This is a genomic window from Streptomyces sp. TBY4 (assembly GCF_024213195.1).
Lineage (GTDB): Bacteria > Actinomycetota > Actinomycetes > Streptomycetales > Streptomycetaceae > Streptomyces.
This window is the reverse complement of sequence record NZ_JANAVF010000014.1, coordinates 212082-237962: the sequence shown is the minus strand read 5'-3', so window position 1 is coordinate 237962 and position 25881 is coordinate 212082. Positions and strand designations below refer to the sequence as shown.

The window sequence follows — 25881 nt, the reverse complement described above, 5'->3', positions numbered from 1 at the left end:
GGGAGAGCCAACTTCGATCTCCTCAGGCTCCGAATACTCCTGACACCCTGACCCGTCACGTGATCATCGCCAGAGCCGAAAAACGTGAACGCTCACACCAGCCGCTCTGGCCTACTGCGGGGCCGTACTGGCCCCGCAGCTGGCCGGGGCGGACCGGTTGGTGCTCGGCGATCCGTTCTCCGGCCTGATCCAGCAGCTGCTGCCGCTGGCCAGGTCGGCGAGGGATGTCGTCCTGGTGGATGACGGCACGGCCACGCTGGAACTCGCCACTCAGCTACTCGCCGGCCGACCCCTGGTGCGCTGGCACCGCACGGGGCCGCCGCCGGCCGCCGCCTATCGCACCACGCGCCTGCTCACCCCGGGCCGCGGCCAGCGTCTGGAGGTCTACACCTCCCTTGCGAAGGATCTGCTCCTGCCGCCAGGAGGCATGGTCACCGTGAACGCGTACTCCTGGACCCGCGGCCGATTCGGGCCGCCCGACGTCCTGCCCGGTGTCGACCTGGTCGGTACGTCGTTGGCGGAGACGGGACTTGTGGACCCGGGCCGGTACGTGACCGAGGTCGTCGCGCTGGCCAGGGCGCTGGGCTGCAGCCGCTATCTGGCCCACCGCCGCGAGGATCCCGGCAAGCTGGAGCGGATCTCCCGGGCGACTGGCGCCGAGATCGTCATACCGGAGCTGCCGCTGGAACTGGCGCTGCGTACAGGCCCCGTGGGGCGGACTGTGGTCAGCTTCGCGTCAACGATGGTGCACACCCTGCCCGCAGTCCTGGCGGGCACAGGCGTCGACGTGGTGGTCCACGACGGGGCCGTCGACTGGCTGAAACGGGACGCCCCCGACCGCGTCCGGGCCTTCCTGGAGGAGGTGATCACCACAGCCCGCAACCGGCACCGCCTGCGGATCGTGCACCGCTGACCGGTTCCCGGGTGGACCGGCCCAGGCCCCACTGAGTCCGACCAGCTCGCGGCATCGGGCGGAGGTGTACTCAGGTACCACCCGGCCGTCGAAAGGTCACCCACGGTGCCATCCCCGAGCCGTTTCCGCCTTCTAGCGTGGAAGGCATGCGCTCGGGGATGGCCCGGCCGCCGAGTGGAAGGTGCACGGGTGATCGAGGTACGCGAGCTGACGAAACGCTACGGGGTCAAGACCGCCGTCGACCGTCTGGAATTCACCGTCAAACCCGGCGCTGTCACCGGCTTCCTCGGCCCGAACGGCGCCGGCAAGTCCACCACGATGCGGATGATCGTCGGCTTGGACGCGCCCACCGCGGGAACGGCCACGGTCAACGGAAAACGGTACGCGGAGCATGCCGCGCCCCTGCAGGAGATCGGCTCGCTCCTGGAGGCCAAGTCGATCCACCCGGGCCGGACGGCCGAGGGCCATCTGAAGGCGCTGGCCTACACCCACGGAATCTCACGGGCCCGGGTGGCCGAGGTCATCGAACTGGTCGGTCTGACGAGTGTGGCCCGCAAGCGCGCCGGGGCCTTCTCGCTGGGCATGGGCCAGCGGCTGGGCATCGCCGCGGCGCTGCTGGGTGATCCCGCCGTCGTGATGCTGGACGAACCGGTCAACGGCCTCGACCCCGAGGGTGTCCTGTGGGTGCGAAATCTGCTGACCGGCCTGGCGGCCGAGGGGCGCACCGTCCTGGTGTCCTCCCATCTCATGAGTGAGATGGCGCTCACCGCTGAGTACCTGGTGATCATCGGGCGGGGGCGGCTGCTGGCCGACACCACGGTGGCGGACTTCGTGCGTGAAGCCGACGGCAGTGGAGTGAAGGTGGTTACTGCCGAGCCTGCCCGTCTGCGGGAACTGCTGGCCGGGCCGGGTGTGGAGATCACTGGTTCGCCAGGGACGGAGGAACTGCATGTGAGTGGGCTGGAGGCCCGCCAAATCGGAACGGTGGCCGCCGAGCACGGCGTGCCGATCTTCGAACTCACACCGCGTGAAGTCTCTCTGGAAGAGGCGTTCATGGACCTGACCCGTGACGCCGTCGAGTACACCAGTGCCAGTCACGACGATTCCAAGAAGGCGGCATGAGCAGCGTTTCCACCAAGATCCGGGAGGTTCCCGGCTCCGTCCGGCCTCAGTACCGGGTGACCGCACTCCGGGTGCTCCGTTCGGAGTGGGCGAAATTCTGGTCGCTGCGCTCCAGCTGGATCACCCTGGGTGTGGCCGCGCTGATTCTTGTGGCCTTCGGGTTCATCGCCTCAGTCTCGTTCGACCCCTCGGGTACCGCAGCGCAACGCCCCGTCGGACCCACCCCCGCTACCGACGCCGTCGGTCTGGCCCTGACCGGCACCCAGCTCGCCCAGCTGGCCATCGGTGTCCTCGGGGTCCTGGTGGCCGCCGGCGAGTACAGCACCGGCATGATCCGGTCCACGCTGACCGCCGTACCCCAGCGCCTGCCGGTCTTGTGGTCGAAGGCCCTCACCTTCGCAGCCGTCGCTCTGGCCGCCTGCACCGTGGCCGTGCTGGCCGCCTTCCTGGTGGGCAGCACCCAAGTGAGTGGCACGTCCGCGGAACTGTCCCTGTCCGACGACGGTGTACTGCGCAGTCTGGCGGGCGCGGCCCTGTACCTCGCCATGGCGGGAGTCCTCGGCGTTGCCCTGGGAGCCCTGCTGCGCTCGGTGGCCGGAGGCATCGCCGTGCTCGTGGCGTCTTTGATGGTCATTCCCGGCCTGACGTCACTGCTGCCCGATTCCTGGGCCGACACCGTGGGCCCCTACCTGCCGAGCAACGCCGGCGGCGCGATGATGAGCCTTCACCAGGCATCGGGCGCCCTCAGCCCGGGGGCGGGCCTGGCCGTCCTCGCCGGCTGGGTCGCCCTGGTACTGGGCGCCGCCGCCCTGCGCCTCGTACGTACGGACGTATGAGCACCGGAATCCATTACGGGGGCCGTTTATCGGAGACCTGACCAGGCAGGTCAGCCATCCGTAGCAATGAGGTGACAGTGTGTGCGTAAGCCCGGTCTCCAGGCCATGGCGGGCACCTCGATCCGGATAACGCTTCGAGCGGCATTCCCTACTCAATCAGAGACGCTCGGGTTCGCACGATGGCTGACGAGAACAGGTATCCACCGCGGCCCGGCAGAGGCGCGGGCCCCGGCGCCCGCGCGGCGCTCTCCGTGAATTCGGAGAGAACGGGCGGCCACCCCTTCCTGGACCGGCTGCTCGGATGGCAGCAACGGCTCCAGCGCGTCGATCACCGGCGGCCGTGGATACTCGACACCAGTGTGGTGGTCTTCGTGTTCCTGCTGGGCCTTCCAGCCCTTCTCGGGGGACACACCGGACCGCCCATGTCGGCGCACCGGGCGAGTGAACCGCCGACTGCCGTCCTGCTGCTGCTGCTGCACGCAGGCCTCGCCCTGCCGCTGTGGTGGCGGCGCCGGACGCCGACCCTCGCCTTCAGCGTGGTCGCGGTCACCTGCCTGGCGCAGTGGATCAGCTCCATCTGGCTGCCCAGCGGCATCAGCCTGCTCCTGGTCCTGTACAGCCTCGCTCTGTACGGGGCAATCAAGGTGCTTCCCTGGGCGGCGGCCGTGACCGTTGCGGGACTGGGAGTGGCCGCCTTCCGGTCCGGCACGGACCAGCCTTGGCTCGCCGTGTTCTTCCTGGTCGGGACGGCGACCGCCGCTTTGGCTCTGGGCCTCGTCTTCCGGATCAGACGGGCCTACCTTGCGGCGCTGGAGGACCGCGCCGCCCGGCTGCAGACCGAGCAGGAACAACGAGCACGGCTGACAGTTGCGGCCGAACGCTCCCGGGTGGCCCGCGAGATGCACGACATCGTCGGTCATAATCTCGCCGTCATCGTCGGCCTCGCCGATGGCGCTGCGTCTCTCGCCGCCAGCCGCCCCGAGCGCAGCGCCGAGGCACTGCGCATCATCTCCGGCACGGGACGCCAGGCGCTCAAAGAGCTGCGGCGCGTCCTCGGCGTCCTGCGGGACGCGTCCGAGGAAGCGGAGCTCACCCCTCAGCCGGTACTGGCTGACATGGAGGCCCTGATCGAGCGCGTTCGGGCGGCGGGTACCCACGTCACCTACCGGACCAGCGGCAGTCTCAGCGAGCTGAGCGGCGGCGTTCAGCTGACCGTGTACCGCATTGTCCAGGAAGCTCTGACCAACACGCTCAAGCACGTCGGCTACCGCTCGTCCGTACGCATCTCCGTCGAGTTCCACGACGGCCGAGTCCGGGTGACGATCACCGACACCGGAGCGCCGTCCGAGTCGGCGGAACCGCCCCCGGCAGTCCCGGACCGGCATCAGGCCGGCCATGGGATCATCGGTATGAGAGAACGGGCCGCGATGTACGGCGGTACCCTCACCGCAGGCCCCCGGACAGGAGGCGGCTGGAGCGTCGACGCAGCCTTCGACGTCGAGCCCGACGGCACCCACGAGCGGGAAGTCCACGGACCGCAGCCCGAGCCCGGTCCAGGGCCAGGACCTAGCGGCCGGAGAACACCTTGACCACTGTGCTGATCGCGGATGATCAGCCGCTCCAGCGGCTGGGTTTCGTCATGCTCATGGAAACCAGAGACGACATCGAGGTGGTCGGTGAAGCCTCCCACGGCGCCGAGGCTGTCCGCCTCACCGCCTCGCTCCGCCCCGACGTGGTGCTCATGGACGTGCGGATGCCCGGAATGGACGGCATCGAGGCAACCCGGCGCATCGTCGCGGCCGGCGGCCGGTCCCGCGTTCTCATCCTCACCACTTTCGACCTCGACGAGTACGCCTACGCTGCCCTGCGCGCAGGCGCCAGCGGCTTCCTCCTCAAAGACGCCATGCCCGACGAGCTCCTAGCCGCCATTCGGTCCATCTCGGCCGGGGACGCCGTGGTGTCCCCCAGACTGACCCGCCGCCTCCTCGACGCCCACGCACGTGACCTGCGCCCGCCCGAGCAGCGACCCAGCCGAACTGATCCCCGGCTGAGCCTGCTCAGCGAGCGCGAACGGGAGGTCCTCATCGCGATCGGCCAGGGGTGGACGAACACCGAGATCGCCGAGCGTCTGAGCCTGTCCGAATCGACAGTGAAGAAACACGTGGGGCGTGTTCTCGCGAAGCTGGAAGCCCGGGACCGGGTACAGGCAGTGATCATCGCCTACGACACGGGCCTGGCACACACCACTCCCTGACACACCTGAGTCCGCCGCAGTCCCGACACGTCAGTCTTCGGCGGCGCACCGACTCGCTTGGATGCAACTTGGAGGCGACTCTCAGGGTGCTCTGACCGTGGTCCCAGGCTGCGCACAGTTGTGATTCGTAGCGTCGCGGGCATGCTTGGATCCGGAACTCGTCGCCACCCGCGCCCTCGTCGCCGCCCCCTTCGTCTCCTTGTCATGGTGACGGGTACGGCTGCTCTGCTGGGTTGCATCGTGGCCGGTGCGGCGAACTTGCGCCACGGGTCAGTGGGTACTGCTGCCGTCGCGGCGGTGTCCTCTTCGGAGCCCGGCCTCAGCCCCGAAACCGAGGCCGCCGCGTCACCCGAAGCTGATCTCGACGCGCTGCTGGCGGGTGAACTTGCGCGGGTAGCCCCGGACGGCGACGTGCAACTATCGGTGGCGGTGATGGATCTGGAATCGGGTGACCGCGCCGTGTTCGAGAGTGGCCGGTACGACACGGCGAGCATCGTCAAGGTCGACATCCTGGCCGCACTGCTGCTCCAGGCCCAGGATGCGGGGCGAGCGTTGACATCACGCGAGCGCACCCAGGCGACGAGCATGATCCGCAGCAGCGACAACACCGCGACCAACGCACTGTGGGACACCATCGGCGGGGCACCGGGGCTGGACTCCGCCAACGAACGCCTCGGCCTGACCGCCACCTCCGCCGGCCACAACGGCAACTGGGGCCTCACCCAGACGACAGCCGAAGACCAACTGATTCTGCTCGACTCGATATTCGGGTTGGAATCACCGCTGTCCCAGGCCGACAGGGACTTCATCGAGGACCTGATGGAGAGTGTCGCGCCAGATCAGGACTGGGGTGTGTCCGTCGCCGATTCGAGTGCGGCGCTCAAGAACGGCTGGCTCCCACGCACCGCGACCGGACTGTGGGACATCAACAGCATCGGACGCGTGGACATCGAAGGCCGCGACTGCCTCATCGCGGTCCTCTCCGACGGAAACCTCACCCAGGCCGACGGCATAGCACTCGTCGAGGATGCCACCCAGGCCGCCGTCTCAGTCATCAGTACGGCCGGAAGAGCCTCTTGACCATCACCGCCCTGGTCAGCTGGTCGGCTGGTATGTGCGGATCGTTCTGGCGCGACGTGAAGGTTGTTCTCAGCTGGCTTTGAGGTTGGTGCGATACGGATGAAGCCATGACTGATTCCGCACCGGCCGCGACCACCGTTCTCGTCGTCGACGATGAGCCGAACATCCGTGATCTTCTCTCCCAGACGTTGCGTTTGGTCGGCTTCGACGTCGTCGCGGCGGCGACCGGCTTCGAAGCCCTGACGGCCGCGGAGGATACGCGGCCGGGTCTCATCGTGCTGGATGTGATGCTTCCCGATCTCGACGGTTTCGAGGTTGCGGCCAGGCTGCGGGCGGCCGGGCGCGATGTTCCGGTTCTGTTCCTGACGGCCCGGGACTCGATGGGCGACCGTATCCGCGGGCTGACGGCCGGTGGGGACGACTACGTGACGAAGCCGTTCAGCTTGGAGGAGGTGGTCCTGCGGATCCGTGCGATTCTGCGCCGGACCGGGGCCGCCACAGGAGCGCACCCCCAGGATGTACCTGATGCGGTGCTGCGCTACGCGGACCTGGAGCTCGATGAGGACCGGCACGAGGTACGCAGGGCCGGCCGGCGCATCGAGCTGTCCCCGACCGAGTTCAACCTGCTGCGCTTCCTGCTGGAGCACCCGGGCCGGGTCATCGGCAAGGCCCAGATCCTGGACCGGGTGTGGTCCTACGACTTCGGCGGGGACAGCCGGATAGTTGAGTCCTACGTCTACTACCTGCGCAAGAAGCTCGACACCACCGGTCCCCGGCTCATCCACACCGTCCGCGGTGTCGGGTACACGCTGCGGCTGCCCCACGGGGAACGCTGATGCCCCGCCTTCGGCGGTGGCGCCACTGGACGCTGCGCTCGCGCCTCGTCGTGGTCAGCGCCGCCCTGACGGCTCTAGCCCTCATCGGCGCCAACACGGCAGGGGTGATCCTGCTGCGCTCCTATCTCATCGACCGTGTCGACCGGCAGCTGGCGATACCCGGAATGGGGGGACAGCAGCAGCGGCTGGTGCGCAGCCTCGGCGATCGCCCGGCGGAGGAGCAGTCCGCGAGGGTTCCGGGTGACTCGTTCCTGTCCGGGGTCTTCGGAGACGATTCACGGATCTACGTGTATGGGCAGAGCGGCGTGCGCGCCGTGTACCCCGAGGAGGCGCGTGAACCCGGCCCTGCCCTGCCGGCGGCCGCTGAACTGGCCGAGTATTCGGGTGCCCCGTTCACGGTCCCGGGCAAGGGAGGCGGTTCCGGCTGGCGGGTCGTAGTCAAGGTGGTGGAGCCCACCCCCGGCCTTGATGACGGCGGGTTCATCGTCACGGCCGTCTCGCTGGCCCAGGTGGAGGAGACCACGGACCGGCTGTTGCTGATCGACGCGGCCGTCGTGGCGGGCGCGCTCGCGCTGCTGGGCGTCGGGGCCACGTTCCTGGTCCGTGTGGGACTGCGCCCGCTGACCCGGATGGAGGCCACCGCCGGGTTCATCGCGGCGGGGGACCTGTCGCAGCGCGTGGCAGACACGGATCCGCATACCGAGCCGGGCCGGCTGGGCGGGGCGATGAACGCGATGCTCGGCCGTGTGGAGCACGAGATGGGCGCCCGCGCGGCGTCCGAGCTGAAACTGCGCCGCTTCCTCGCGGACGCCTCCCACGAACTGCGCACCCCGCTGACCTCGATCCGCGGCTTCGCCGAGCTCTATCGACGCGGCGGAGACCCTGTGGACGCGATGCGGCGCATCGAGGCCGAAGCCGCCCGGATGGGAGTGCTGGTGGAGGACCTGCTCATGCTTGCCCGGCTCGACGAGCAGCGCGTCCCGCAGCAGCTCCCCGTCGACCTCCTGGAACTCACCGTGGACGTGGCACGCGCTCTGCACGCCCGCTCCACCAGCCGGGTCGTGCGGATCGTGGACCTTGACGAGTCGGGGGGCCTGATCGAACCCATGGTCGTCATCGGTGATCCACTGCAACTGCGCCAGGTGCTCGGCAACCTGCTGGCCAACGCCGACCGCCACACGCCACCCAGCGCAGTGATCACGATCCGCCTCGGACCGCGGCGGCCCAACGCTCTCGGACCCGCCGTAGCAGCCTCGGGCACCCTGCTGCCCGCCGACCGGCCTGCCGCGGTCATCGAGGTCGCCGACACAGGTCCGGGCGTCCCGCCCCGTGATGCCCCGTACGTGTTCGAGCGCCTCTACCGCGCCGATCCAGCACGCTCCGGGGGCGGCGCGGGCCTGGGCCTGTCCATCGCCGCCGCCATCGTCGCAGCCCATGGCGGCCGTCTCGATCTAGCCGCGCAGCGCCCGGGGACGGGTGCGACGTTCCGCGTGGGGCTCCCTCTGTTGTGAATCGTTCGGGATTCCCAGGTGGCTTTGAGGTTGGGCCCAGGGTCCGCTGATCCTGTGCTGCCAGCATCGCCCTTTGTACGGACCGCAGACCACGTGGTGGTCAGCGGCATTCGGATTCAAGGGAGTGGTGAGGATGCGAGGAGCACTCAGGGTGCGGGCGCTGGCGCTACCGGCCGCCGGGCTCGTGGCGGCCGGCTTGTTGACGGGTTGCGGCGGCTCCGACAGCGGCAGCTCGAAGGTGGCCTCCGTCAGCGGTGAGGGCGCTGCCGCGGGTGGAGGCGGCTCGGCGAAGAGCGAGGCCGAGCAGTCGCAGGCGTTCGTCGGCTGCATGCGCGAGAACGGCGTCGACATGGAGGACCCCGACCCGGAGACGGGCAAGCTGAACCTGCAGTCCGTCATGGGCGGAGGTGCCAACAGCGACGCCCTGCGCAAGGCGATGGAGGCGTGCCGTGACAAGGCACCGCAGGCGATGAAGGACCGCGGCGCCAACCAGGGTGCCCCGGACGCCGCGCAGCTGGAGAACATGAAGAAGTTCGCCGCCTGCATGCGCGAGAACGGCGTCGACATGGACGACCCCGGCCCCGAGGGCCTCGACCGGGAGTCCATGAACATGAGTGATCCCAACTTCCAGGACGCCATGGGTGAGTGCCGCGAGTTCCTCGGCGGCATGATGGGGGGCCAGCAGTGACCCTGCACCAAAGCACCGAGAACATGGCGGCCGCGGCTGCCGAAGACACGCACGGCGGCCAGACACCGAACGCCGGTCGTCGCAGGAAGCGCCCGCTGCGTACCTCGCTGATCGCTATCGGCGTGGCGGTCATCGCCGCGACCGGCGTCGCCGCCGCGACCGGAGCCTTGGGCGGTGACAGCGAGACGAGCACCTCCGCGGCACCGGCCGGTCCGCCCAAGACGGCCAAGGTCGAGACCACCTCGCTGACCCGTACCGAGACCGTGAACGGAAACCTCGGCTACGGCGACGCCACCGCGGTACAGGCCCCGCCTTCCGGGAGTTCCTCCTCGGGTGGCTCCGCGTCTTCCAGCACGGCGCAGGGCGGCCAGAGCACGGCCGGCAGCGGTTCGGGCGTGCTCACCTGGCTGCCGGCGGAGGGCGAAACGATCAAACGCGGCGCAGCCGTGTACAGCATCGACGAACGGAAGGTGCCGCTGCTGTACGGCTCGACACCTCTGTACCGCACGATCCAGTCGGGCAGCGAGGGCAAGGACGTGAAGCTGCTGGAGGAGAACCTCTCCGCCCTCGGCTACACGGGCTTCACCGTGGACGACGAGTACACCGATGCCACCGCCACCGCCGTCAAGGCGTGGCAAGAGGACCTCGGCCGCGAAGAGAGCGGCACCGTCGCTCCGGGTGACGCGGTCGTGGCCACCGGGGAACGGCGCGTGGCCGACGTCAAGGCCACTAGCGGTGGCTCGCCCACCGGGGACATCCTCACCTGGTCCGGCACGGAGCGCATCGTCACCGTCGACCTCGAAGTGAAGTTCGAGGACCTGGTGGACGACGGCACCAAGACCACGATCAAGCTCCCCGACGGCACCAAGGTCGACGCCACGGTCAAGGACGTCGGCACGGCGGCCACCGCTGCGCCGGCCGCCGGCAGTACAGGCGGCGCCGGGACATCCAGTACCAGTTCCGCCGACGCCACGCTGCCCGTGAAGCTTGAGATCAAGGACCAGACGAAGCTCGGCCGCTATCAGGCCGCGCCGGTGGACGTCACCTTCGAGGCCGAGACTCGCAAGGACGTCCTGACGGTTCCCATCAACGCCCTCGTGGCGCTGCGCGAGGGCGGCTATGCACTGGAGACCGTCGGCACCAAGGGCATCGAATACCTGCCGGTCGAGCTCGGCATGTTCGCCGGCGGGCTGGTCGAGGTGTCCGGTCAGGGAGTCATCGCTGGCCTGGTCGTAGGGGTTCCCAAGTGAGCGCCGCCCCGCCGGTCATTGAGCTGAGGGGCGTCACCAAGACGTACGGGGAGGTCGCGGCCCTCGCGGGAGCCGACCTGGTCGTACAGCGGGGTGAACTCCTGGCCGTCGTCGGCCCTTCCGGCTCGGGCAAGTCCACGATGCTCAACATCATCGGAACACTCAGCCTGCCGACCACCGGAACCGTGGCCATCGACGGCCACGACATCACCGACCTCAGCGACCGCGAACTTTCCGCACTGCGCGCCGCCACCATCGGGTTCGTGTTCCAGCAGTTCCACCTCGCCCCCGGCGTCCCCGCATTGGACAGTGTCGCCGACGGGCTCCTCTACAGCGGCAAGCCAAGGGGCGAGCGGCGCAGGCTCGCCGAGCAGACTCTTCGCCGGGTGGGCCTGGGCCACCGCCTGTTCAACGAACCACACCAGCTGTCCGGTGGCGAGAAGCAGCGGGTCGCCATCGCCCGCGCAGTCCTCGGTGATCCACCCCTCCTGCTCGCCGACGAGCCGACGGGCGCACTCGACTCCACCTCCGGTGCGGTCGTCATGGAACTCCTCCACGAACTGCACGACTCCGGCACCACCGTCGTGATCATCACCCACGACCGCGACATCGCCGCCTCCCTGCCACGCGAGGTCCGCATCAAGGACGGCCGTATCGAACACGACTCCGCCCTGCCGGACCACGCCTACGAGAGGGCAGGGACATGACCACAGCAGCACCGCCCAGGCCCCGCCCGAAAGCGGCCCGCCTCAGCCCCTCCGACGTCCTGCGCGTCGGCGGATCCGGCCTGCGCTCGCGCCCCATGCGGGTGTTCCTCTCCGCGCTCGGCATCGCCATCGGCATCGCCGCGATGATCGGCGTCGTCGGGATCTCCACGTCCTCCAGCGAAGAGCTGAACCGCAAACTGGACGCACTGGGCACCAACCTGCTCACCGTCTCCCCGGGCCAGTCCTTCGGCGGAGGCGACGCGCACCTGTCCGCCGATGCCGTCGACATGGTTGCCAGGATCGGAGCCGTGGAGTCGGTGTCGGCTATCGGCAAGACGGATGCCAAGGTCTACCGCAACGACCGCATACCCAAGCAGGAGACCGGCGGCATCGGCGTCTACGCGGCCCGCACCGACCTCCCCGCCACCGTGGGCTCACACGTCGCCACCGGACAGTGGCTCAACGACGCCAACGGCAAGTACCCGGCCGTTGTCCTGGGCCCCAAGGCCGCCGAACAGTTGGCGGTCTCCAAGGCGGACCCCGACACCCAGGTGTGGCTGGGAGGCGAGTGGTTCACTGTCGTCGGGATCCTCGAACCCAACGAACTCGCCGCCGAGCTGGACTCCGGAGCGTTCGTAGGCTGGGAAGCCGCCCAGAAGAACCTCGACTTCGACGGCTACCCGACCACCGTCTACACCCGCGCGCAGGGCCAGGCCGTCACCGACGTACAAGCCGTCCTCGGAGCGACCGCGAACCCCGAAGACCCCAGCTCCGTCGAGGTATCCCGGCCCTCCGACGCGCTCGCCGCCAAAGAAGCAACCGACGACACCCTCAGCGGGCTGCTGCTGGGGCTCGGCGCCGTCGCCCTGCTCGTCGGCGGAGTCGGCGTGGCCAACACCATGGTCATCTCTGTACTCGAGCGCCGCGCGGAGATCGGCCTGCGCCGGTCCCTGGGCGCCACCCGCGGCCAGATCCGCACCCAGTTCCTATGCGAATCCCTGCTGCTGTCCGCCCTCGGCGGGGCCGGCGGCGTACTCCTCGGCATCGGCGTCACCGCCGGCTACGCCACCTACCAGGGCTGGCCCACCGTGGTGCCTGCCTGGGCCATGGCCGGCGGAGTCGGCGCCACCCTCCTCATCGGCGGCCTCGCCGGCTTCTACCCAGCCGTCCGAGCCGCCCGCCTGCCACCCACCGAGGCACTCGCCGCCTCCTGAACGACGGTGCCCCTGCCCATCCCCCCGAGGACAGGGGCACCGCGTACGCGGCGCTCGGCTGGCGGGCGATCACCGGAGCCCACCTCGTCCCCCTGGTCCGCGCAGGTGCAAGGTTCAAGAGCGGCGAGCTCGTCAAACGCGATGTCGTCTATGCGGCATGACCCCGGAACGCCGGTGCGTGATCCGGTGGAACCGATCTGGCAGCATGGCGGCCATGGAGCGTGTCGTGATCCTCGGCCGTGGCGGCTCAGGGAAGTCAACACTGGCAGCCACCCTGGGCAAGGTCACCGGACTTCCCGTCATCGAGCTCGACAAGCACTTCTGGAGACCGGGGCTTGAAGCGACTCCCCCCGAGCAGTGGGCCACCGTCCAAGGCGAACTCTCCAAAGCGGACCAGTGGATCATGGACGGCGACCTCGGCCCCTACGACGTCCTCGACGTCCGCCTCCGGCGAGCAGACACCATCGTCCTGCTCGACTTCTCCTTCTGGCGCTGCGCCTGGAGAGCGATGCGCCGCTCCCGGGAGCGGTTCGACTTCTGGCTCTGGCTATGGTCATGGCGGCGTCGGAGCCGGCCACTCCTCCTGAAAGCGGTCACGGATCAGGCCGGTGACGCGACACTGCACGTGCTCCGGAACCCGCGCGCAACGGCCTCCTTCGTAGCGCAGGTGAAGGCGAACCAGAAGCCGGGCCGGCCATGACGATCCACAGGTATTGAGAATTGCTCCGGCCGACCGACGTGCAGTCGCACGGCGGTAGGGGATGATTTTCCACCCGATGCCCTCGCCATGTGAATTGGCCAGCAGAGTCGTGATCGTGGACACCCTGATCATTGGATCGTGAGGATCCATAGGACAGGAGTTCCCGTTGGGACGCCGAAGTACTCGCCTGAGTTCAAGGCCGATGCTGTCGCGCTGTACCACGCCAACCTGGGTGGCACGTATGCGTCGGTGGCCAAGGACGTGGGTCTAGGTTGCCTTGGTGCGGTGGCCGACGTATCGCGCCCAGACGTGTGTGCCCTGGGAACGCGCTTCGTAGGCGCCTGCCGGGCGGAACGAGGAGTGCAGGCCGGCACGGATGCGGTAGGCGAGGTTCGCCGCCCGGCTGGTCGAGTCGCGTGCGTCCACGTGTGCCCACTCGCCGTGGCGGCTTCGCAGCGACTTCGCGGCGGTGTCGGCGTCCGAGTTCCGGGAGGGCATGGGCTCGAAGCGGGCGTGCATCAGCGGGTGACTCCGTTCACGTAGGGCGCCTCGGCGAGCTGGCGAATGCGGGCGGCCGTAGCCCACTGGCCGTCGGAGAGGTCCTCGCACAGCCGGTTGGCGAGCGCGGCGATCTCCGAGAGGGCCTGCTCCACGGCGGGGGCAAGGACAGGGGCCGGCCGGGTGCGGATGGGGCCTCGGGGGGCCGCAGAGGTGTTGGGCATCAGGCTGTCCCTCAGCGGTTGTTGCAGCGGCAGGTGTTGGTGATGATGTTGAACCAGCTGTCGCAGGAGTTGCACCAGGTCGAGCCGGGGGCCGGGGCGGAATCGGGGTCGTGGTCCATGGGTGCTCTTCCTGGTCAGAATGTGTCGGGGAGGGTGGCGCGCGGGCCGTTGGGCGCCAGAGTGGTGACGATGAGCGCGAGGTCGCGTGGTCGCCACAGGGCGGCTTCGAAGCCGCAGGCCGCCAGGTGTGTCAGCCACTCGCGTTGAGCGGGGCGAACCTTGCCGGTGTCGGTCTTCAGCTCGACGAACAGGGTGCGGCGGGTCAGTGGGTGCCCGTACACCTCGTCGGGCCAACCGGCGTCGCTTCGCTGCGAGTTGTGCGTGTGGTAGGCGAGGGTCCAGCCGCGGAGCTGAGCCAGCTCCCTCACGTGGCGGCGGAATTGCTCTTCGGTCACAGCGTGCTCGGGGTGGGCCGGTAGGTCCAGTTCGATATCGCTGCCTCGAGGACGGCGCAGTGCTCGGCGGCCTTCGGGTCCGGCTGCGGCGTGTAGACGGGTGCCGGCGGCCGGGGGTTAGACCGGCGGTGCCGGTCCTTGAGGACGTCTTCGACGGTGTACCGCTCGCTGACGAGTTCTGCGAGGGGGTGCCCGTACTGCTCCATGGCCTGTGCCTCTTCGAGGTCGTCGTAGGTCGTGGTCGTAGGCATCTGCTTCTCCGTGGGTGTGGCCGGGACCCGCAGTGGGGGCGGGTCCCGGCCGGAGGGGGTGGCTCGTATCTGACGAGCCGGTCCGGGCGGGCTGGGCGCGGGGTGTCGCTGCCCGTCCGGAGGTGGGTGGGTATCGGGCCGTGCCTGTGGCCTGATGTGCAGGACCGTAACACGATTTTGTGTAGTGGCCTATTTTCCGTGTGTCAGTCCACTTCGATCACGTCGTCCAGGTCGTAGAACTGCGGCTTGCTCAGGCCGCTCCAGGTGACGGCTACCAGGCGCTAGCCGGTGAAGGGATCCGTGGCGTGACCGGAGACCTCGCCGAGCAGGTGGGTGAGGCCGTTGGGCCCGGTACGGGCCGGGGTGACGACGGTGCCGACTTCGTACTCCACGTGATTCAGCCCTTCTGGTCGCGGGTCTTGGCGATGAGGTCCAGGCTGCGGCCCCATTCGGCGGTGACAGGCTCTTGGAAGGAGAAGCCGCCCCCCTGTCCTTCGAGGTCGGTGGCGGTCCAGTCGCCGGGGCCGCCGGCGCCGGGCCGTTCGAAGTGCTGGACATCGCCCGAGCCGAGGGTGATGGCCAGGCGCAGGCCCCCGGATCCGGTCGGTATGACGCCGAATCGGCTGCCGGTGGTGAGGGCTTCCTGGGTGAGGGTGTCGCCGAGGTTCACGGAAATCTCCTGAATGAGTAGTGGCCTATTTTGTGGTCAGTAGAGGGCGCCGAAGCCGTCGCAGAGGCTGCACGTGTCGTCGGTGGCGGGGTTCACGCCGTCGTCGCATGCCGGGCAGTCGAGGCGGCGCCCGATGCCGTGGCACTCGGCGCACTCGCGGTCGACCTCGTGAGGTCCGTGCAGGTAGGTCTCCGTGCCGGCCCCTTCGCAGCTGTCGCACTCGGGTGCGTCCCTGTCGTAGATGTCGGCGCAGCTGATCGGGGTGTACGTGGGCATGGGAGGCTCCTCTCTGCGGCGAGGCGATTACCGCCTCCCTGATATCTATATTCTACTATCTATCTGGGAGGTGTCCACCTCTGCCACCGCCCAAGCTGCTTACCGGCGCACGTACTTCAGCAGTGCCGAGCCCACGCCGTCGACCCGCTCGCTCGTCCACTGCGATCCGGACAGGCTCAGGCGAACAACCTGCCTGTCCGCCTCCAGCAGCCGTACCGCAGCTGAACCTGCCGCCGAGCAGATCAACCTCCAAGTCCCCTCTGCGACGGGCTGCTGCAGCCGGTCACCATCCACCTGGGCGGGCTGCTCGTCCACCTGTCCCGGTACCTGGTGACTGATCACGTTGAGCAGCTGCGCATCGTGACGGCATCCTCCGGAGTAGACCATCAGGCACGCCCGGGTGCTGCCGGCGAGCATTGCGTGCCGGACTCGGTCCCCACGGCCCGGCTGCGGATCTCCACGTGAGGGGCTGGAACGTAGCTACTGCGCTCCATCCAGAACCCCTCTCCCACCTCATCGCGGTGTCGGCGTCCGAGCTCCCAGCCCTCCAGGCGTGAGAGCTCCGGCCACGTCCATAGCTGTCCGACCTGCCGGTAGTCGGCGGAGTGGGGCCGGTCGGTCATCCACAGCTGTGTAACTGGCCCGGCCCTCAAGGCTGCACCGTCGCTGTATGAGGTCTCGATGCGTACGAGCACTCGGTTCGCAGAGAAGCTGACCGACCGCCTCGGGGGATGGGTGAGGACCGGGCACTCGCCACACAGTCCTTCAGGGCGTGCGCAGGTACCGAAGCCTCCCCCGCGCGCCCGTCTGGTGTCGAGGCTCTCGAACAAGGTGGCGTACGACCGGGGGAGTAGCGCGCACTGGGATTCACCCGGCCACATGTGCGCGTTGAGGCTCAGCCGGTTGAAGCCCTTGCCGTCCGCGGGCCGCACCGGCATGGGCGCGGGCAGAAAGATCGGCATCAGAACAGTTCCTCCTGTCCGTCGGTCTCCCCTGGATTCGGCCGGGTCGGCCGTGCTGCTCTCCTCGGGGGCTCCTCGCCGAACAGGGCCTGTGTCCCGTGCCGGTCCGGCGTCGCGTAGATGCGCCCGGGCCCGGTGCCCACCGGCAACGTGATGGGGGCCCCGGCGTCGAAGTCGCCATGGTTCATGGCGGTCCAGTCCTGGCCTGCGGCCGGCTGCGTGGTCAAGGCGGTCTCTCCTTCACTCCCTCGGCGGCGCCTGCCGCCGAGGCGGACGGTGGGCTACGAGGTCTTCGGGCGGTGGGTGAAGGGCTGGAGGCCCGAAGCGACGGTGAGTACGGCGCACACGTACTCCTCGCGCCGGTGGAACAGGGCGGCGATCGGTGCGGGAGACCAGCCCTCTGCGGCGAGGCTGAGGATCATCCCGGATGCGGCGCGCGAGGACATGACCGGAGGTCGGTGGCAGGCGTTCGTGTCGACCTGTGCGAGGCGGCTGACCAGCTGCGGGCTCCAGCCCCGTCGGGTCAGGTGTTCCAGCATGGCGGCGGCTCCGGCCGGCTGCGGGTGAGGCGGGATCATCGTCTTGTCTCCCAAGGGGGTCGGTGGTGCGAGGTACGGGTGCTGATCCGCTGGGGGAGGCGGGGCGGGGCCCGCAGGCCCCGCCCCTGCTCGCCATCAGGCGGCGGCCGTCTCGGGCTCGCCGGTCTCCGTGGCCTCGGGGTTGATCGCGATCAGCTCAGCGGCCTCGGCGTGCGCCTTGGCCTGCTTGAGCTGCCAGCGGGCCTTCGTCAGGGAGTCGGCCACCCGGTCGAGCTGGTCCAGGCGGGCGCCGACCTGGCCCTCAAGGGCCTGCGCCAGCTTGATCGGGTCGGTCTTGGCGATCTCGTCGAGCATCGCGCGGACCTGCTCGATCTTGTCGAGCGTGCCCTTGGTCTTCTTCTGGGTGGCGGCGCGCTGCTCGCGCTGCTCGTCGGTCAGGTCCTCCGTGATCATCAGGACGGCCTGGTCCTGCTGCTGCTTCATGGCGAAGGCGAAGTGCACGATCTCGTTGTCTGCCTTGAACTCCCCGCGAGTGAACTTGCCGAGGAGTGCTCCCTGGTTGGCGAGGCTGAGCGCGGCGATCTGTACGGCGGCTGCCGTGCCGATCGCGCCGTCCTGTACGAGCTTCTGGAACTCGATGCGCAGGTCCAGCAGTGCGAGGCGGAGCTTGACGTAGGCGGTGGTCTTGCCGAAGTCGGCGGCCACCGTGGCGATGGTGGCGCCGTCTTCCTCGTCCAGGATTCGCTGGTAGCCGTTGGCCTCCTCGAAGGGGGTCATGTCCTCGCGGTTGACGTTCTCCGACATGGACCGCTTGAAGCGGCGCAGCTCGTTCTTCTCCGAGATGATGCTGACCTTGACGGTGGACTTGCCGAGCGAGGTCAGGGCGCGGAAGCGGCGCTCGCCCGAGATGATCTGGTAGCCGCCCTTCTCGTTGTCGGGGGCGACCTCGATCGGGGAGATCTGGCCGTAGGCCTCGATGGAGGTGGCGAGCTCGCGGATGGCCTCCTCGTTGAAGTACTCGCGGGGCTGGTTCGGGTTGGGGCGGACCTGGGTCATCTTCACGGTGCGGTAGGTCATTTCGGGCTCCAAGAGGTGTTTGGCTTTGGGCTTCCCTGCCCTTGCTTATATCTGAATTCTACTATGCTTGAGGGAGGTGTCCAGCCCCCGAGGGTCAGGGTGGAGTGACCTAGGCCACATCAGAGGGGGCTTGTGAGCTGGGAAAACACCGAGGGGCGCCGGATCTCTCCGGCGCCCCTCGGTCCCCCTCCTCATGCCGCGAGCGCGCGACCCCCGTCCACGCGCTCACGCCACTGCCGCACCTCAGGCGGCGCACCCGCCATCAGTGCGGAGGCGCACTGGACGTGCAGGGGGCAGGCGGAGCGCAGGGCCTTCGCGGCCCGGCCGGCTCCCGCCCTGCGCCCCGCGTCACGGCAGGCAGCTTCACTCCAGGCGATCGGCATCGCCAGGAGGTCGTCCTCGTAGTCGAGATGGCCCAGCAGGCGCAGCGCGTCCGAGGCGTTGCCCAGTGGGCCGTCGGCCCCGCCCGGTCGCGGCTGCTGCGACAGCGCGATGATGCGCTGTACGTCGATCACGAGTCCCCCAAAGTCGTTCGAGGCGCGCGAGGTTTCGCCCCGGCCGCCCCGTGCCCCAGCGCGCCATGTCCCCGGCGTGCCGTTGATCGTGTGCTGCCCGCAGTCCGGCGGGATCTGCCGCCGGCCAGCAGGCGAATGCGCGTTCCGGCCCGCCTGTGCGGACTGCTTGTGGCGGCCGCGGTGCACAGGTGTGGGCAGGAGTCGAAGAAGAAGTTGCGTCGCGAGGCCCCGGAGGCACGGGGCCGCGGACGCTGCCTTTGGCCTCAGCCCCGTAAAGCGGCGTCGGGCGTTGGTTCCTGCACGTTCTCTCCGGGGTCGAGTCCAGGACTGAGGCCCGGACGAGTGCGGTGTCACCCCTGGTCAGTGGAGCGGCGCACGGTGGAGCGTACGAAGCGGAAGCCCCTGGGCGAGGTCGTCAGAACATACGCAGCCCACTCCCAGGCGTGTCAAATCAACGAGATATGAGCGGGGGGTGGGCTGGTCGGATGCGTAAAGCGGACGAGATAGGATCTCGGTTTCCGGTAAGCGACAGCCCCGAGGGGCGAGGAGTAGTGATAGAAGCCATGGGCGACCGCGCTCACATTGGCGAAGGCTTCATGGCCCGGAGGCTCGCTCACCTGATCGCGGAGCTGCACCCAGCCGGGCGGGGCCCGTATACGCCCCGGGAGATCGAGGAACTCATCAAGAAGGCGGCCGGGCCGGGCGATCCGACGGTGACGCACGCCACCATCGCGAACATCCGCACCGGCAAGGTCACCAACCCAAGCCTCGACTCGATGAGGGCGCTCGCGAAGTTCTTCGGCGTCTCGACCAGCTACTTCGTGGACGAAGAGGTGGCGGAGGCCACCGACCGCCGGATGCGCGAGATCAAGGAAGGCGTCGAGCTCGCGAAGGCCAGCGACGACCTCGCCGAGGTTCTGGAAGACGGCCACGTCCGGGCCATCGCATTCCGCCTGCGAGGCCTGTCAGCCAAGACCCTCAAGGGAATTCAGGGGATGGTCGAGGGCGCCCGCGATCTTGAAGGACTCCCCGTTGTCGACGAGAAGCCCGGCCGCAGACGCAAAAAGTGATCTTGCCCGAAGGGCTCGCCGTCTCACCATCTATTTCACCCAGTGAAATACGTTCAGTGGTCCAGTCCAATGGCGATACCCTTGCGCACGACGCCGAGGAAATTCCCGGCTCTGTCAGCAGGCGCCCGGGGAGGTCCGGCCAGTGCAGGCCGGAAAGCGGGGACGCGAACCATGTGGTGGAAGCGGCTGGAGAGCACGACGGGTGACCCGCTCAAGAAGCTCGTCGCCCGCCTGAGCATCCCCACCCCTTTCGACCTCGAAGCGTTCTGCGAGGCCGTCGCCGAAGACCGCGGCCGACCCCTGTTCCTCCAGCAACTCGACGACTCGAACCCCGACCTGCCATGCGGCCTGTGGATGAGCCTCGACGCCTTCGACCTGGTCTTCTACCAGCCTGCGGCCAGCGCCATCCTTCGCCGGCAGATCGTCCTCCACGAGATTTCGCACATGCTGCTCGGCCACGTCGGCCCGCACTTCGACACCCTGAGCGGCCCCGAGGGCGACGGCGAGCTGCCCGCAGGATTCCCCGCGAACCCGTTCGCCGCGCACACCGAGAAGTTCGGACGCAGCGAACCCGACCTGCCGGTCTCCGAGTTCATGCGCGCCCACGCTGCCCGCGTACGCGCCCAGCTCGCCAAGACGACCGCAGAGGACGAGGAATTGGGGATTTCCCCCAGCGCAATGGCCGCCCTCCTCGGCCGAACGAAATACTCCGGGCCGCAGGAATCAGATGCGGAGACCTTGGCCACTCTCATTCACGAGAAGGCCAGCCGCACCGAGGCGCGGTCACGGACGACCGAAGGCGCAGACGTTCTCGAACGTCTCAGCGACGCCTTCGGACACCCCACCCAGTAAGAAAGTCTGACCCATCAAAACCGCAGTTGTCCTAGCCCTTTGGCTTGTTGCCGCCTGGCGCCTCGCCGCCATCCGAGTCCAGCGACAGCGGCCCCTGTGGGCCGCGTTCACGTCCGTCGCGGTCGCCTGCACCATCGCCCGCCCCGCGGTGAAGCGGATCGTCATAGAACCCCTCGGGATCACCAACCTGGCCACGCTGCTGCAACACGCAGTCGGCATAGCCGGGTCGACGTTCGTCCTCATCTTCGTCATCGCGATGGCCAGACCAGCCGCTCTGGCCCGAGGCCGGTGGCCCCTGTACGGGATCGCCGCCGCGAGCATCGTGCTGCTCGCCACCCTCTTCACCCTCACCCCGAGGCCGGAAGAGGTCCACAACTTCTTCGAGGCCAACCTCGGACAACCCACCGGAACCGCCTACTGCATGGTCTTCCTCGGCTATCTGGCCGTCGCGATGTCCATCTCCAGCTGGCTCTTCTGGTCCTACAGCCGCCACGCAGCCGGCGCACCCCTGCGCACGGGCCTGCGCCTCCTGGGCGCCGGTACCGCCTTCGGAGCCCTCTACACGCTGTGGCGCATCGCGCACATGGCCACGCGGCTCGCCGGCACCGAGTTCGTCACGGACGACGACACCACGCAAACGATCGCGGATCTCGTCGAGTACCTCGCGATCCTGCTGATCGTCCTCGGCAACTCCGTCCCCGCTGCCGGAGTCCTGTGGAGGACCGTCACCTACCGCCGGGCCCTGCGCCAGGTCGAGCCGCTGTGGACAGCCCTTACCGAGGTCGTCCCCGATGTTGTCCTCAACGACCCCGTCGGCCGAAGCCCTCGCCTGCGCCTTCACCGCCGACTCATCGAGATCTGGGACGTGGTCCTGGTCCTGCGCGCCTACGTACCAGCACAGACCCTCGACGCCGCACAGACGGCGACGGCCGGCGTCCCCACCTCGAAGCGGGATGCCTACGCCGACGGCCTGTGGGTGCGAGCAGCGTGGGAGGCGAAGCTCCGCGGCGCCAGCCCCGTCTGCGAGTCGGTCCCCAAGGTGAACCACATGGACGACGAAGACACCGACTTCGACGCCGAGGTCCGCTCGATGCTCGTCATGGCCGCCGCGTACCGCAGCCCCGCAGCTGCGGAGTTCGCCCGCAACCACCAGGAGATCCCAGCATGACCACCACCACCGCACCCGGCGCGGAGACTTCATTCGCGAAGCAGGTCACCGACGTCCTGGAACCGCGCACCTGGATTCTGGCCGTCACCCTCCTGATGGGCTGGTACGCCGACCGGTTCGCCGGAATCGGCTGGGGCCTGGTCGCGGGCTTCTTCTGCGGAGTTGTCCCCATCCTGTGGATCAAGTGGGGGGAGCGGCGCGGCCACTGGGGCGACCGGCATGTCCGGCGCCGGCAGGACCGCCTCGTCGTCATCCCCGGGATCATCGTCTCGGTGATCGTCTGCATCTCCGGGATGCTCGTCCTGGACGCTCCGGAGGAGATGACCGCCCTCATCTTCGCGATGCTCGCCACGCTCGTGGCCATCCTCGCCATCACGACCGTGTGGAAGATCAGCGTGCACACGGCCGTATCCAGCGGGGCCGTCGTCATGCTGGCACTGGCCTACGGTCCGTGGACGCTGTCCGCGTTCGCCCTGGTGGTTCTCGTCGGCTGGTCGCGCGTCCGCCTCCGCGATCACACCCTCGCCCAAGTGCTCGCCGGCGCGGCCCTGGGCGCCGCTGTCGCCGGGCCGGTCTTCGCGGCTATGAGCTGACGCAGTGCGCGTAGAGGGGCCCCGACCAACCCAGGTCGGGGCCCCTCTACGTGTAGTGGCCGCAGTCAGCTGGTGGACGTCCGCCAGTCGATCCGGATGCGGCTGTGCGGGTCGTGGTTGCGGCCGCCACCGGAAGCCAGCACGTGGACCTTCGTCACCGACAGCATCACCAGACCGCGCTGCGAACCGCGCGGCGCCGAATTCCACCAGGACACGATGTCGTTCACGTCGGAGAGCGGAACCTTGGTGAGCTGCCCAAGGAACCGAACGCGAACCAGGCAGGCCTTGAGGTCGTCCTTCGTAGCCTGCGCCGCGGCCTTGTACGCCTGGGGGACCATGGACTTCCGCATGGACTTGAGGGCGGCAAAGCGATCCTCGGCTCCGTCGATGTGCTCGCGGAGGCGTGACAGTTCCTCGCGGGCATCTTCCTGGAGGCGCAGCAGCTTCGCGTGGACTCCTGGCCGCAGGAGGTCCGCCAAGACCTGCTCAGCCACGGCGGGCTCGAGGCGGTCCGCGTTCATGCGGACCTTGCCGCATGAGTGACGGGTCTCGGTGGGGGGCAGGCAGCGGTATCCCGGTCCTGCGTCGGCGCTGACCCGCGCCCCGGAGATGTCGTAGCCGCATTCACCGCAGTCCGAGAGCCCCTGGGTGAGCAAGTACTCGTAGGAGTCCCGGCGCGGTGCCGGCTGGGCCTGCCGCTCCTTGAAGCGCGCCATGAGGCGGTGGTACTCGCCCTGGGCCAGGACGGTTTCCCCGAAGCCTTCGATGGGGTTACCGTCCGCGTCCAGCCCTGCCATCTTCGGGTTGGACAGCGTGCGGACGAGGGTCTCGCCGCGCCACAGCCCGCCCGTGGCGGTGCGCCCTCCCTGGTCGTTGACCCAGGTGGCGATGGAGTTCTGCGACATCTGCGGGTCGGTCGGGAAGAACCGGGAGACCGCCTGCCGCAGGTACGCCGCTTCGTCGGAGTTGAGCCCCCCGCCGCTGGCGTAGCCGGACAGCCGTCCCATATGTCTCAATCCCTCGCGTGATGATCGCGTGCAGATGAGTAGCCGCTCACCTGTCTAATAGGCCAATGTACGTGTTGCTCAACGTTCGAACAGTCCACTGTCGGGCCTGTTCATGGGCGGTACACGAAAGCCACAGGTAGAAGAGTCGAAAGGTTGCCCCATTGTGGCGCACCTCACAATGTTTCATCAGTGTGAACGTACAGCAGGCGAATTATTCGAACACGCAGGTCAGCGCACGGACACCGCGAAGCCCGCCACCTCGACACGAGGGGCGGGCTTCAAGAGAAATAGGTCAACGCACAGAGGTCAGTGGCGAACGCCAAGCAGCTCCCACAGCGAGGCGGTCGCCACCTTCGAAGTCGACCCCAGCGCGATGACCTGAACAGGGAACTCCCCGGACTTGATCAGCTTGTACGCCGTGTCCTTGCCGATCGACAGGGCGCGGGCCGCAGTGGTCACGTTCACCATCGGCGGCAGCTCCAGCAGCTCCGCCATGGTCATCGCCCCGCGCCGCTCCCGGCCCCCCGGAAGCTCCTGCGCGACAGATGCAGATGAGGACATAGGTGGTCACATCCCTCTTCCCCGCGCCACCTGACCGGAAGCATACGGTGCCCAAGGAGGCGTCCCCTTCGGTACAGAAAGATCAGGACACGTAAGGACAGCCCAGCTCAGAGGGGGACACGTGTTCAAGGGGAGCACCTACAAGCGGTGCAAGTGCACCGAGCCCAAGCTCGACGCCGCCGGCGAGCCGATGTTCAAGGCGAACGGCGAACCCGCCACACGCGAGATGGGATCCGACTGCCCCGACCTCAAGAAGAAGGACCACGGCTCCTGGTACTACTACGTCAACCTCTCCGAGTTCCCCGGCACCGGTAACCGCCGACCGCGCAAGGGCGGCTACCTCACCAGCAAGGCCGCCGCGAAGGACGCCCAGAAGCTGTGGGACGAGGCCAGCGACGGCATCGACATCGAATCCAAGGAGACTGCGCAGCAGTTCCTGCTCCGCTGGCACGAGACCCGGGTCGACCTCAAGGCGAGCACCCGGGACGACCACTACGACTTCATCCACCGCCTCTACATCCCCGCCTTCGGTGACGTGCCCATGCGCGACCTGCGCACCAAACACATCCAGGCGATGTTCAAGGACATCTGGGCCTTCAACGAGGTCAAGGCAGCCAACCGCGTGGCCGTCATCCTGGCGAAGGCCGAGGTCGACGAAGCACACCAGGCCTGGAAACAGGCCCCCAAGCCTCGACCGCCCCACCTGCGTGAGCGGTGGGATGCCGCCCGTACCGCCCTCAAGGAGGCGTACGCGAAGCCCCGTCAGGACACCGGGCCCGGTCGGCAGGAGAAGTTCCTCCAGTGCCTCTCCGGTGCGATGGCGTCCGCCGTCCGCGAGAAGCTGATCACGGAGAACTGGTGTGACGCGGTCATCATCCCCACGTACGAGAAGCCCGACCCGCTCGTGTGGACACCCGAGCGCGTCGCCCGCTGGAAGGAAACCGGCGAAGTCCCCGGCCCCGTCATGGTCTGGACGCCGGAGCTGACCGGCGAATTCCTCGACCTGGCCGTCGACCACTCCATGTACGTCATGTGGCACTGGATGACGTTCCGAGGCCCCCGCCGCGGCGAAGCCACCGGCCTGCCCTGGACGGAGGTGGACCTCGACCAGGGCTACGCCAACCTGGTCGAAACGCTGGCCGTTCGTTCCTCGTACGAGACCTACGCCGAGACCCCCAAGAGCCGAGCCAGCCGCCGTACGGTCACCTTCGACTCCATCACCCTGACGCTCCTCGCCGCCTGGCGGGAAGTACAAAAGGGCCAGCGCGAGCGATGGGAGCTCAAGCGCGCGCAGTGGAAGGCCGACAACCCCGACAAGCCCCAGAAGTACGGCCCGTTCTTCGACTCAGGGAAGGTCTTCACCATGGAGGATGGCCGGCCCTGGAACCCCAAGCACGTGAGCCAGACCTTCGAGCGGTTCCTTGAGCGCCACGACCTGCCCCCCATCCGACTGCACGACCTTCGGCACTGCGCCGCGTCCCTCTCCCTGATCGCAGGCCTGAGTATGAAGGCGATCCAGCTGCTCCTGGGGCACGCCAGCTTCAGCCTCACCGCGGACACGTACACCTCGCTCATGCCGCAATTCGACAAGGCGAACGCCGACGCCACGGTGGCCGTCGTCCCGCGTGCCCAGGCCTCAGCTGCGGCGAACCCCGGCGGGGGACAGCCCCAGCCCGAGACCCCACCCCAGGAAGAGCCGACCGCCGACCCGGCGCCCCACCTGGTGCTCATCAGCAACTCATCGGACGTAGAGGGTCAGGAGATCGCCGCCTAGCGCGCTGTCCCCCATCTGTCCCCCGGGAAGGCCGAAGGGCCCTTGGATTCAAGATCCAAGGGCCCTTCTCGGCACTCAAGCGCCTGTGACCAGGCGTTTCTCTGTGCCCTCGGCAGGATTCGAACCTGCGACACCCGCTTTAGGAGAGCGGTGCTCTATCCCCTGAGCTACGAAGGCGGGCCCCGCGTGAAGCGTGGCTGAATACTCTGCGTGAGAGTCCGGCTCGCCTCGGCAAGGTCCTGGGCTGCCGCGCGGGCAGCCCAGGGACAGGGTAGCGG

31 protein-coding genes and 1 tRNA gene are annotated in these 25881 nt (G+C 68.4%); 18 read left to right on the top strand and 14 right to left on the bottom strand.

Annotation, left to right across the window (positions count from 1 at the left end):
• Positions 1-160: 160 nt before the first annotated feature.
• The 13 genes from NLX94_RS29125 (at position 161) to NLX94_RS29065 (ending at position 13111) form a co-directional block, all read left to right on the top strand.
• Positions 161-913 (top strand): hypothetical protein, encoded by a 753-nt coding sequence (locus tag NLX94_RS29125; RefSeq protein ID WP_254386075.1) that lies wholly within the window; start codon positions 161-163, stop codon positions 911-913.
• A 189-nt stretch (positions 914-1102) separates the two neighbouring features.
• Complete coding sequence (locus NLX94_RS29120; protein WP_254386074.1) at positions 1103-2035, top strand: ATP-binding cassette domain-containing protein; 933 nt, start codon at positions 1103-1105, stop codon at positions 2033-2035.
• The gene (locus NLX94_RS29115) at positions 2032-2871 is read left to right on the top strand and encodes an ABC transporter permease (RefSeq protein WP_254386073.1); all 840 of its coding nucleotides are present in this window, start codon (positions 2032-2034) and stop codon (positions 2869-2871) included. The genes NLX94_RS29120 and NLX94_RS29115 overlap by 4 nt, the downstream gene beginning before the upstream one ends.
• 251 nt (positions 2872-3122) lie before the next feature.
• Entirely contained in the window at positions 3123-4460 is a 1338-nt protein-coding gene (locus NLX94_RS29110; RefSeq protein WP_254386072.1) for a histidine kinase, read from the top strand.
• Positions 4457-5125 (top strand): response regulator transcription factor, encoded by a 669-nt coding sequence (locus NLX94_RS29105; protein ID WP_254386071.1) that lies wholly within the window; start codon positions 4457-4459, stop codon positions 5123-5125. Before NLX94_RS29110 ends, NLX94_RS29105 begins: the two co-directional genes overlap by 4 nt.
• A 204-nt stretch (positions 5126-5329) precedes the next feature.
• Positions 5330-6205 (top strand): serine hydrolase, encoded by an 876-nt coding sequence (locus NLX94_RS29100; protein WP_254386070.1) that lies wholly within the window; start codon positions 5330-5332, stop codon positions 6203-6205.
• A gap of 107 nt (positions 6206-6312) precedes the next feature.
• Positions 6313-7041 carry a response regulator transcription factor gene (locus tag NLX94_RS29095; protein WP_254386069.1) on the top strand — a complete coding sequence of 243 codons (729 nt, stop codon included), beginning with the start codon at positions 6313-6315 and terminating at the stop codon, positions 7039-7041.
• On the top strand, positions 7041-8552 hold the full coding sequence (locus tag NLX94_RS29090) for a cell wall metabolism sensor histidine kinase WalK (RefSeq protein WP_254386068.1): 1512 nt from the start codon (positions 7041-7043) through the stop codon (positions 8550-8552). Before NLX94_RS29095 ends, NLX94_RS29090 begins: the two co-directional genes overlap by 1 nt.
• A 133-nt stretch (positions 8553-8685) precedes the next feature.
• Positions 8686-9240 carry a hypothetical protein gene (locus NLX94_RS29085; protein ID WP_254386067.1) on the top strand — a complete coding sequence of 185 codons (555 nt, stop codon included), beginning with the start codon at positions 8686-8688 and terminating at the stop codon, positions 9238-9240.
• Positions 9237-10490: a peptidoglycan-binding domain-containing protein gene (locus NLX94_RS29080; RefSeq protein WP_254386066.1), complete on the top strand. Its 1254-nt coding sequence runs from the start codon at positions 9237-9239 to the stop codon at positions 10488-10490. Before NLX94_RS29085 ends, NLX94_RS29080 begins: the two co-directional genes overlap by 4 nt.
• Positions 10487-11197: an ABC transporter ATP-binding protein gene (locus tag NLX94_RS29075; RefSeq protein WP_254386065.1), complete on the top strand. Its 711-nt coding sequence runs from the start codon at positions 10487-10489 to the stop codon at positions 11195-11197. Before NLX94_RS29080 ends, NLX94_RS29075 begins: the two co-directional genes overlap by 4 nt.
• On the top strand, positions 11194-12411 hold the full coding sequence (locus NLX94_RS29070) for an ABC transporter permease (protein WP_254386064.1): 1218 nt from the start codon (positions 11194-11196) through the stop codon (positions 12409-12411). Before NLX94_RS29075 ends, NLX94_RS29070 begins: the two co-directional genes overlap by 4 nt.
• A gap of 214 nt (positions 12412-12625) precedes the next feature.
• The gene (locus tag NLX94_RS29065) at positions 12626-13111 is read left to right on the top strand and encodes a hypothetical protein (RefSeq protein WP_254386063.1); all 486 of its coding nucleotides are present in this window, start codon (positions 12626-12628) and stop codon (positions 13109-13111) included.
• A gap of 267 nt (positions 13112-13378) precedes the next feature.
• On the opposite strand, the gene NLX94_RS29060 is transcribed toward NLX94_RS29065, so the two are convergent.
• The 11 genes from NLX94_RS29060 to NLX94_RS29010 form a co-directional block, all read right to left on the bottom strand.
• On the bottom strand, positions 13379-13630 hold the full coding sequence (locus NLX94_RS29060) for a hypothetical protein (protein ID WP_254386062.1): 252 nt from the start codon (positions 13628-13630) through the stop codon (positions 13379-13381).
• A complete protein-coding gene (locus tag NLX94_RS29055) occupies positions 13630-13833 on the bottom strand; it encodes a hypothetical protein (protein ID WP_254386061.1) in 204 nt (67 codons plus the stop codon). The genes NLX94_RS29060 and NLX94_RS29055 overlap by 1 nt, the downstream gene beginning before the upstream one ends.
• Positions 13834-13967: 134 nt before the next feature.
• A complete protein-coding gene (locus NLX94_RS29050; protein ID WP_254386060.1) occupies positions 13968-14261 on the bottom strand; it encodes a VRR-NUC domain-containing protein in 294 nt (97 codons plus the stop codon).
• A 23-nt stretch (positions 14262-14284) separates the two neighbouring features.
• On the bottom strand, positions 14285-14539 hold the full coding sequence (locus NLX94_RS29045) for a hypothetical protein (protein WP_254386059.1): 255 nt from the start codon (positions 14537-14539) through the stop codon (positions 14285-14287).
• 397 nt (positions 14540-14936) lie between these two features.
• On the bottom strand, positions 14937-15209 hold the full coding sequence (locus tag NLX94_RS29040; RefSeq protein WP_254386058.1) for a hypothetical protein: 273 nt from the start codon (positions 15207-15209) through the stop codon (positions 14937-14939).
• 36 nt (positions 15210-15245) lie between these two features.
• Entirely contained in the window at positions 15246-15485 is a 240-nt protein-coding gene (locus tag NLX94_RS29035) for a hypothetical protein (protein ID WP_254386057.1), read from the bottom strand.
• Positions 15486-15584: 99 nt separating this feature from the next.
• Positions 15585-15902 (bottom strand): hypothetical protein, encoded by a 318-nt coding sequence (locus tag NLX94_RS29030; protein WP_254386056.1) that lies wholly within the window; start codon positions 15900-15902, stop codon positions 15585-15587.
• 544 nt (positions 15903-16446) lie between these two features.
• A complete protein-coding gene (locus tag NLX94_RS29025) occupies positions 16447-16674 on the bottom strand; it encodes a hypothetical protein (RefSeq protein ID WP_254386055.1) in 228 nt (75 codons plus the stop codon).
• A 54-nt stretch (positions 16675-16728) separates the two neighbouring features.
• Positions 16729-17025 (bottom strand): hypothetical protein, encoded by a 297-nt coding sequence (locus NLX94_RS29020; protein ID WP_254386054.1) that lies wholly within the window; start codon positions 17023-17025, stop codon positions 16729-16731.
• A 96-nt stretch (positions 17026-17121) separates the two neighbouring features.
• Positions 17122-18063, bottom strand: coding sequence for a ParB/RepB/Spo0J family partition protein (locus NLX94_RS29015; protein ID WP_254386053.1), 942 nt, complete (start codon positions 18061-18063; stop codon positions 17122-17124).
• A 191-nt stretch (positions 18064-18254) separates the two neighbouring features.
• Complete coding sequence (locus tag NLX94_RS29010; RefSeq protein WP_254386052.1) at positions 18255-18578, bottom strand: hypothetical protein; 324 nt, start codon at positions 18576-18578, stop codon at positions 18255-18257.
• Between the two features lie 551 nt (positions 18579-19129).
• On the opposite strand from NLX94_RS29010, the gene NLX94_RS29005 reads away from it, so the two are divergent.
• The 4 genes from NLX94_RS29005 to NLX94_RS28990 all read left to right on the top strand — a co-directional run bounded on the left by NLX94_RS29005 (position 19130) and on the right by NLX94_RS28990 (position 22261).
• Entirely contained in the window at positions 19130-19648 is a 519-nt protein-coding gene (locus tag NLX94_RS29005; RefSeq protein WP_254386051.1) for a helix-turn-helix transcriptional regulator, read from the top strand.
• A 171-nt stretch (positions 19649-19819) separates the two neighbouring features.
• Positions 19820-20500, top strand: a complete 681-nt coding sequence (locus NLX94_RS29000) for a hypothetical protein (RefSeq protein ID WP_254386050.1) — start codon at positions 19820-19822, stop codon at positions 20498-20500.
• Between the two features lie 13 nt (positions 20501-20513).
• On the top strand, positions 20514-21668 hold the full coding sequence (locus NLX94_RS28995) for an MAB_1171c family putative transporter (protein WP_308402570.1): 1155 nt from the start codon (positions 20514-20516) through the stop codon (positions 21666-21668).
• Positions 21665-22261: a hypothetical protein gene (locus NLX94_RS28990; protein ID WP_254386048.1), complete on the top strand. Its 597-nt coding sequence runs from the start codon at positions 21665-21667 to the stop codon at positions 22259-22261. The genes NLX94_RS28995 and NLX94_RS28990 overlap by 4 nt, the downstream gene beginning before the upstream one ends.
• A gap of 65 nt (positions 22262-22326) precedes the next feature.
• On the opposite strand, the gene NLX94_RS28985 is transcribed toward NLX94_RS28990, so the two are convergent.
• Positions 22327-23268 carry a recombinase family protein gene (locus NLX94_RS28985; RefSeq protein WP_254386047.1) on the bottom strand — a complete coding sequence of 314 codons (942 nt, stop codon included), beginning with the start codon at positions 23266-23268 and terminating at the stop codon, positions 22327-22329.
• Positions 23269-23574: 306 nt separating this feature from the next.
• Entirely contained in the window at positions 23575-23769 is a 195-nt protein-coding gene (locus NLX94_RS28980; protein ID WP_254386046.1) for a helix-turn-helix domain-containing protein, read from the bottom strand.
• Between the two features lie 181 nt (positions 23770-23950).
• Here NLX94_RS28980 and NLX94_RS39460 point away from each other — a divergent pair, with 181 nt between their 5' ends.
• Entirely contained in the window at positions 23951-25603 is a 1653-nt protein-coding gene (locus NLX94_RS39460) for a tyrosine-type recombinase/integrase (RefSeq protein ID WP_254386045.1), read from the top strand.
• A gap of 104 nt (positions 25604-25707) precedes the next feature.
• On the opposite strand, the gene NLX94_RS28970 is transcribed toward NLX94_RS39460, so the two are convergent.
• Positions 25708-25780 (bottom strand) — tRNA-Arg (locus NLX94_RS28970).
• Positions 25781-25881: the final 101 nt, after the last annotated feature.

Excerpts from the sequence above, each read along its gene's own strand:
- NLX94_RS29115 (WP_254386073.1), top strand. The coding sequence starts at position 2,032 with ATGAGCAGCGTTTCCACCAAGATCCGGGAGGTTCCCGGCTCCGTCCGG.
- NLX94_RS29100 (WP_254386070.1), top strand. The coding sequence starts at position 5,330 with ATGGTGACGGGTACGGCTGCTCTGCTGGGTTGCATCGTGGCCGGTGCG.
- NLX94_RS29095 (WP_254386069.1), top strand. The coding sequence starts at position 6,313 with ATGACTGATTCCGCACCGGCCGCGACCACCGTTCTCGTCGTCGACGAT.
- NLX94_RS29090 (WP_254386068.1), top strand. The coding sequence starts at position 7,041 with ATGCCCCGCCTTCGGCGGTGGCGCCACTGGACGCTGCGCTCGCGCCTC.
- NLX94_RS29085 (WP_254386067.1), top strand. The coding sequence starts at position 8,686 with ATGCGAGGAGCACTCAGGGTGCGGGCGCTGGCGCTACCGGCCGCCGGG.
- NLX94_RS29070 (WP_254386064.1), top strand. The coding sequence starts at position 11,194 with ATGACCACAGCAGCACCGCCCAGGCCCCGCCCGAAAGCGGCCCGCCTC.
- NLX94_RS29065 (WP_254386063.1), top strand. The coding sequence starts at position 12,626 with ATGGAGCGTGTCGTGATCCTCGGCCGTGGCGGCTCAGGGAAGTCAACA.
- NLX94_RS29060 (WP_254386062.1), bottom strand. The coding sequence starts at position 13,630 with ATGCACGCCCGCTTCGAGCCCATGCCCTCCCGGAACTCGGACGCCGAC.
- NLX94_RS29055 (WP_254386061.1), bottom strand. The coding sequence starts at position 13,833 with ATGCCCAACACCTCTGCGGCCCCCCGAGGCCCCATCCGCACCCGGCCG.
- NLX94_RS29045 (WP_254386059.1), bottom strand. The coding sequence starts at position 14,539 with ATGCCTACGACCACGACCTACGACGACCTCGAAGAGGCACAGGCCATG.
- NLX94_RS29035 (WP_254386057.1), bottom strand. The coding sequence starts at position 15,485 with ATGCCCACGTACACCCCGATCAGCTGCGCCGACATCTACGACAGGGAC.
- NLX94_RS29030 (WP_254386056.1), bottom strand. The coding sequence starts at position 15,902 with ATGCTCGCCGGCAGCACCCGGGCGTGCCTGATGGTCTACTCCGGAGGA.
- NLX94_RS29020 (WP_254386054.1), bottom strand. The coding sequence starts at position 17,025 with ATGATCCCGCCTCACCCGCAGCCGGCCGGAGCCGCCGCCATGCTGGAA.
- NLX94_RS29015 (WP_254386053.1), bottom strand. The coding sequence starts at position 18,063 with ATGACCTACCGCACCGTGAAGATGACCCAGGTCCGCCCCAACCCGAAC.
- NLX94_RS29000 (WP_254386050.1), top strand. The coding sequence starts at position 19,820 with ATGTGGTGGAAGCGGCTGGAGAGCACGACGGGTGACCCGCTCAAGAAG.
- NLX94_RS28990 (WP_254386048.1), top strand. The coding sequence starts at position 21,665 with ATGACCACCACCACCGCACCCGGCGCGGAGACTTCATTCGCGAAGCAG.
- NLX94_RS28985 (WP_254386047.1), bottom strand. The coding sequence starts at position 23,268 with ATGGGACGGCTGTCCGGCTACGCCAGCGGCGGGGGGCTCAACTCCGAC.
- NLX94_RS28980 (WP_254386046.1), bottom strand. The coding sequence starts at position 23,769 with ATGACCATGGCGGAGCTGCTGGAGCTGCCGCCGATGGTGAACGTGACC.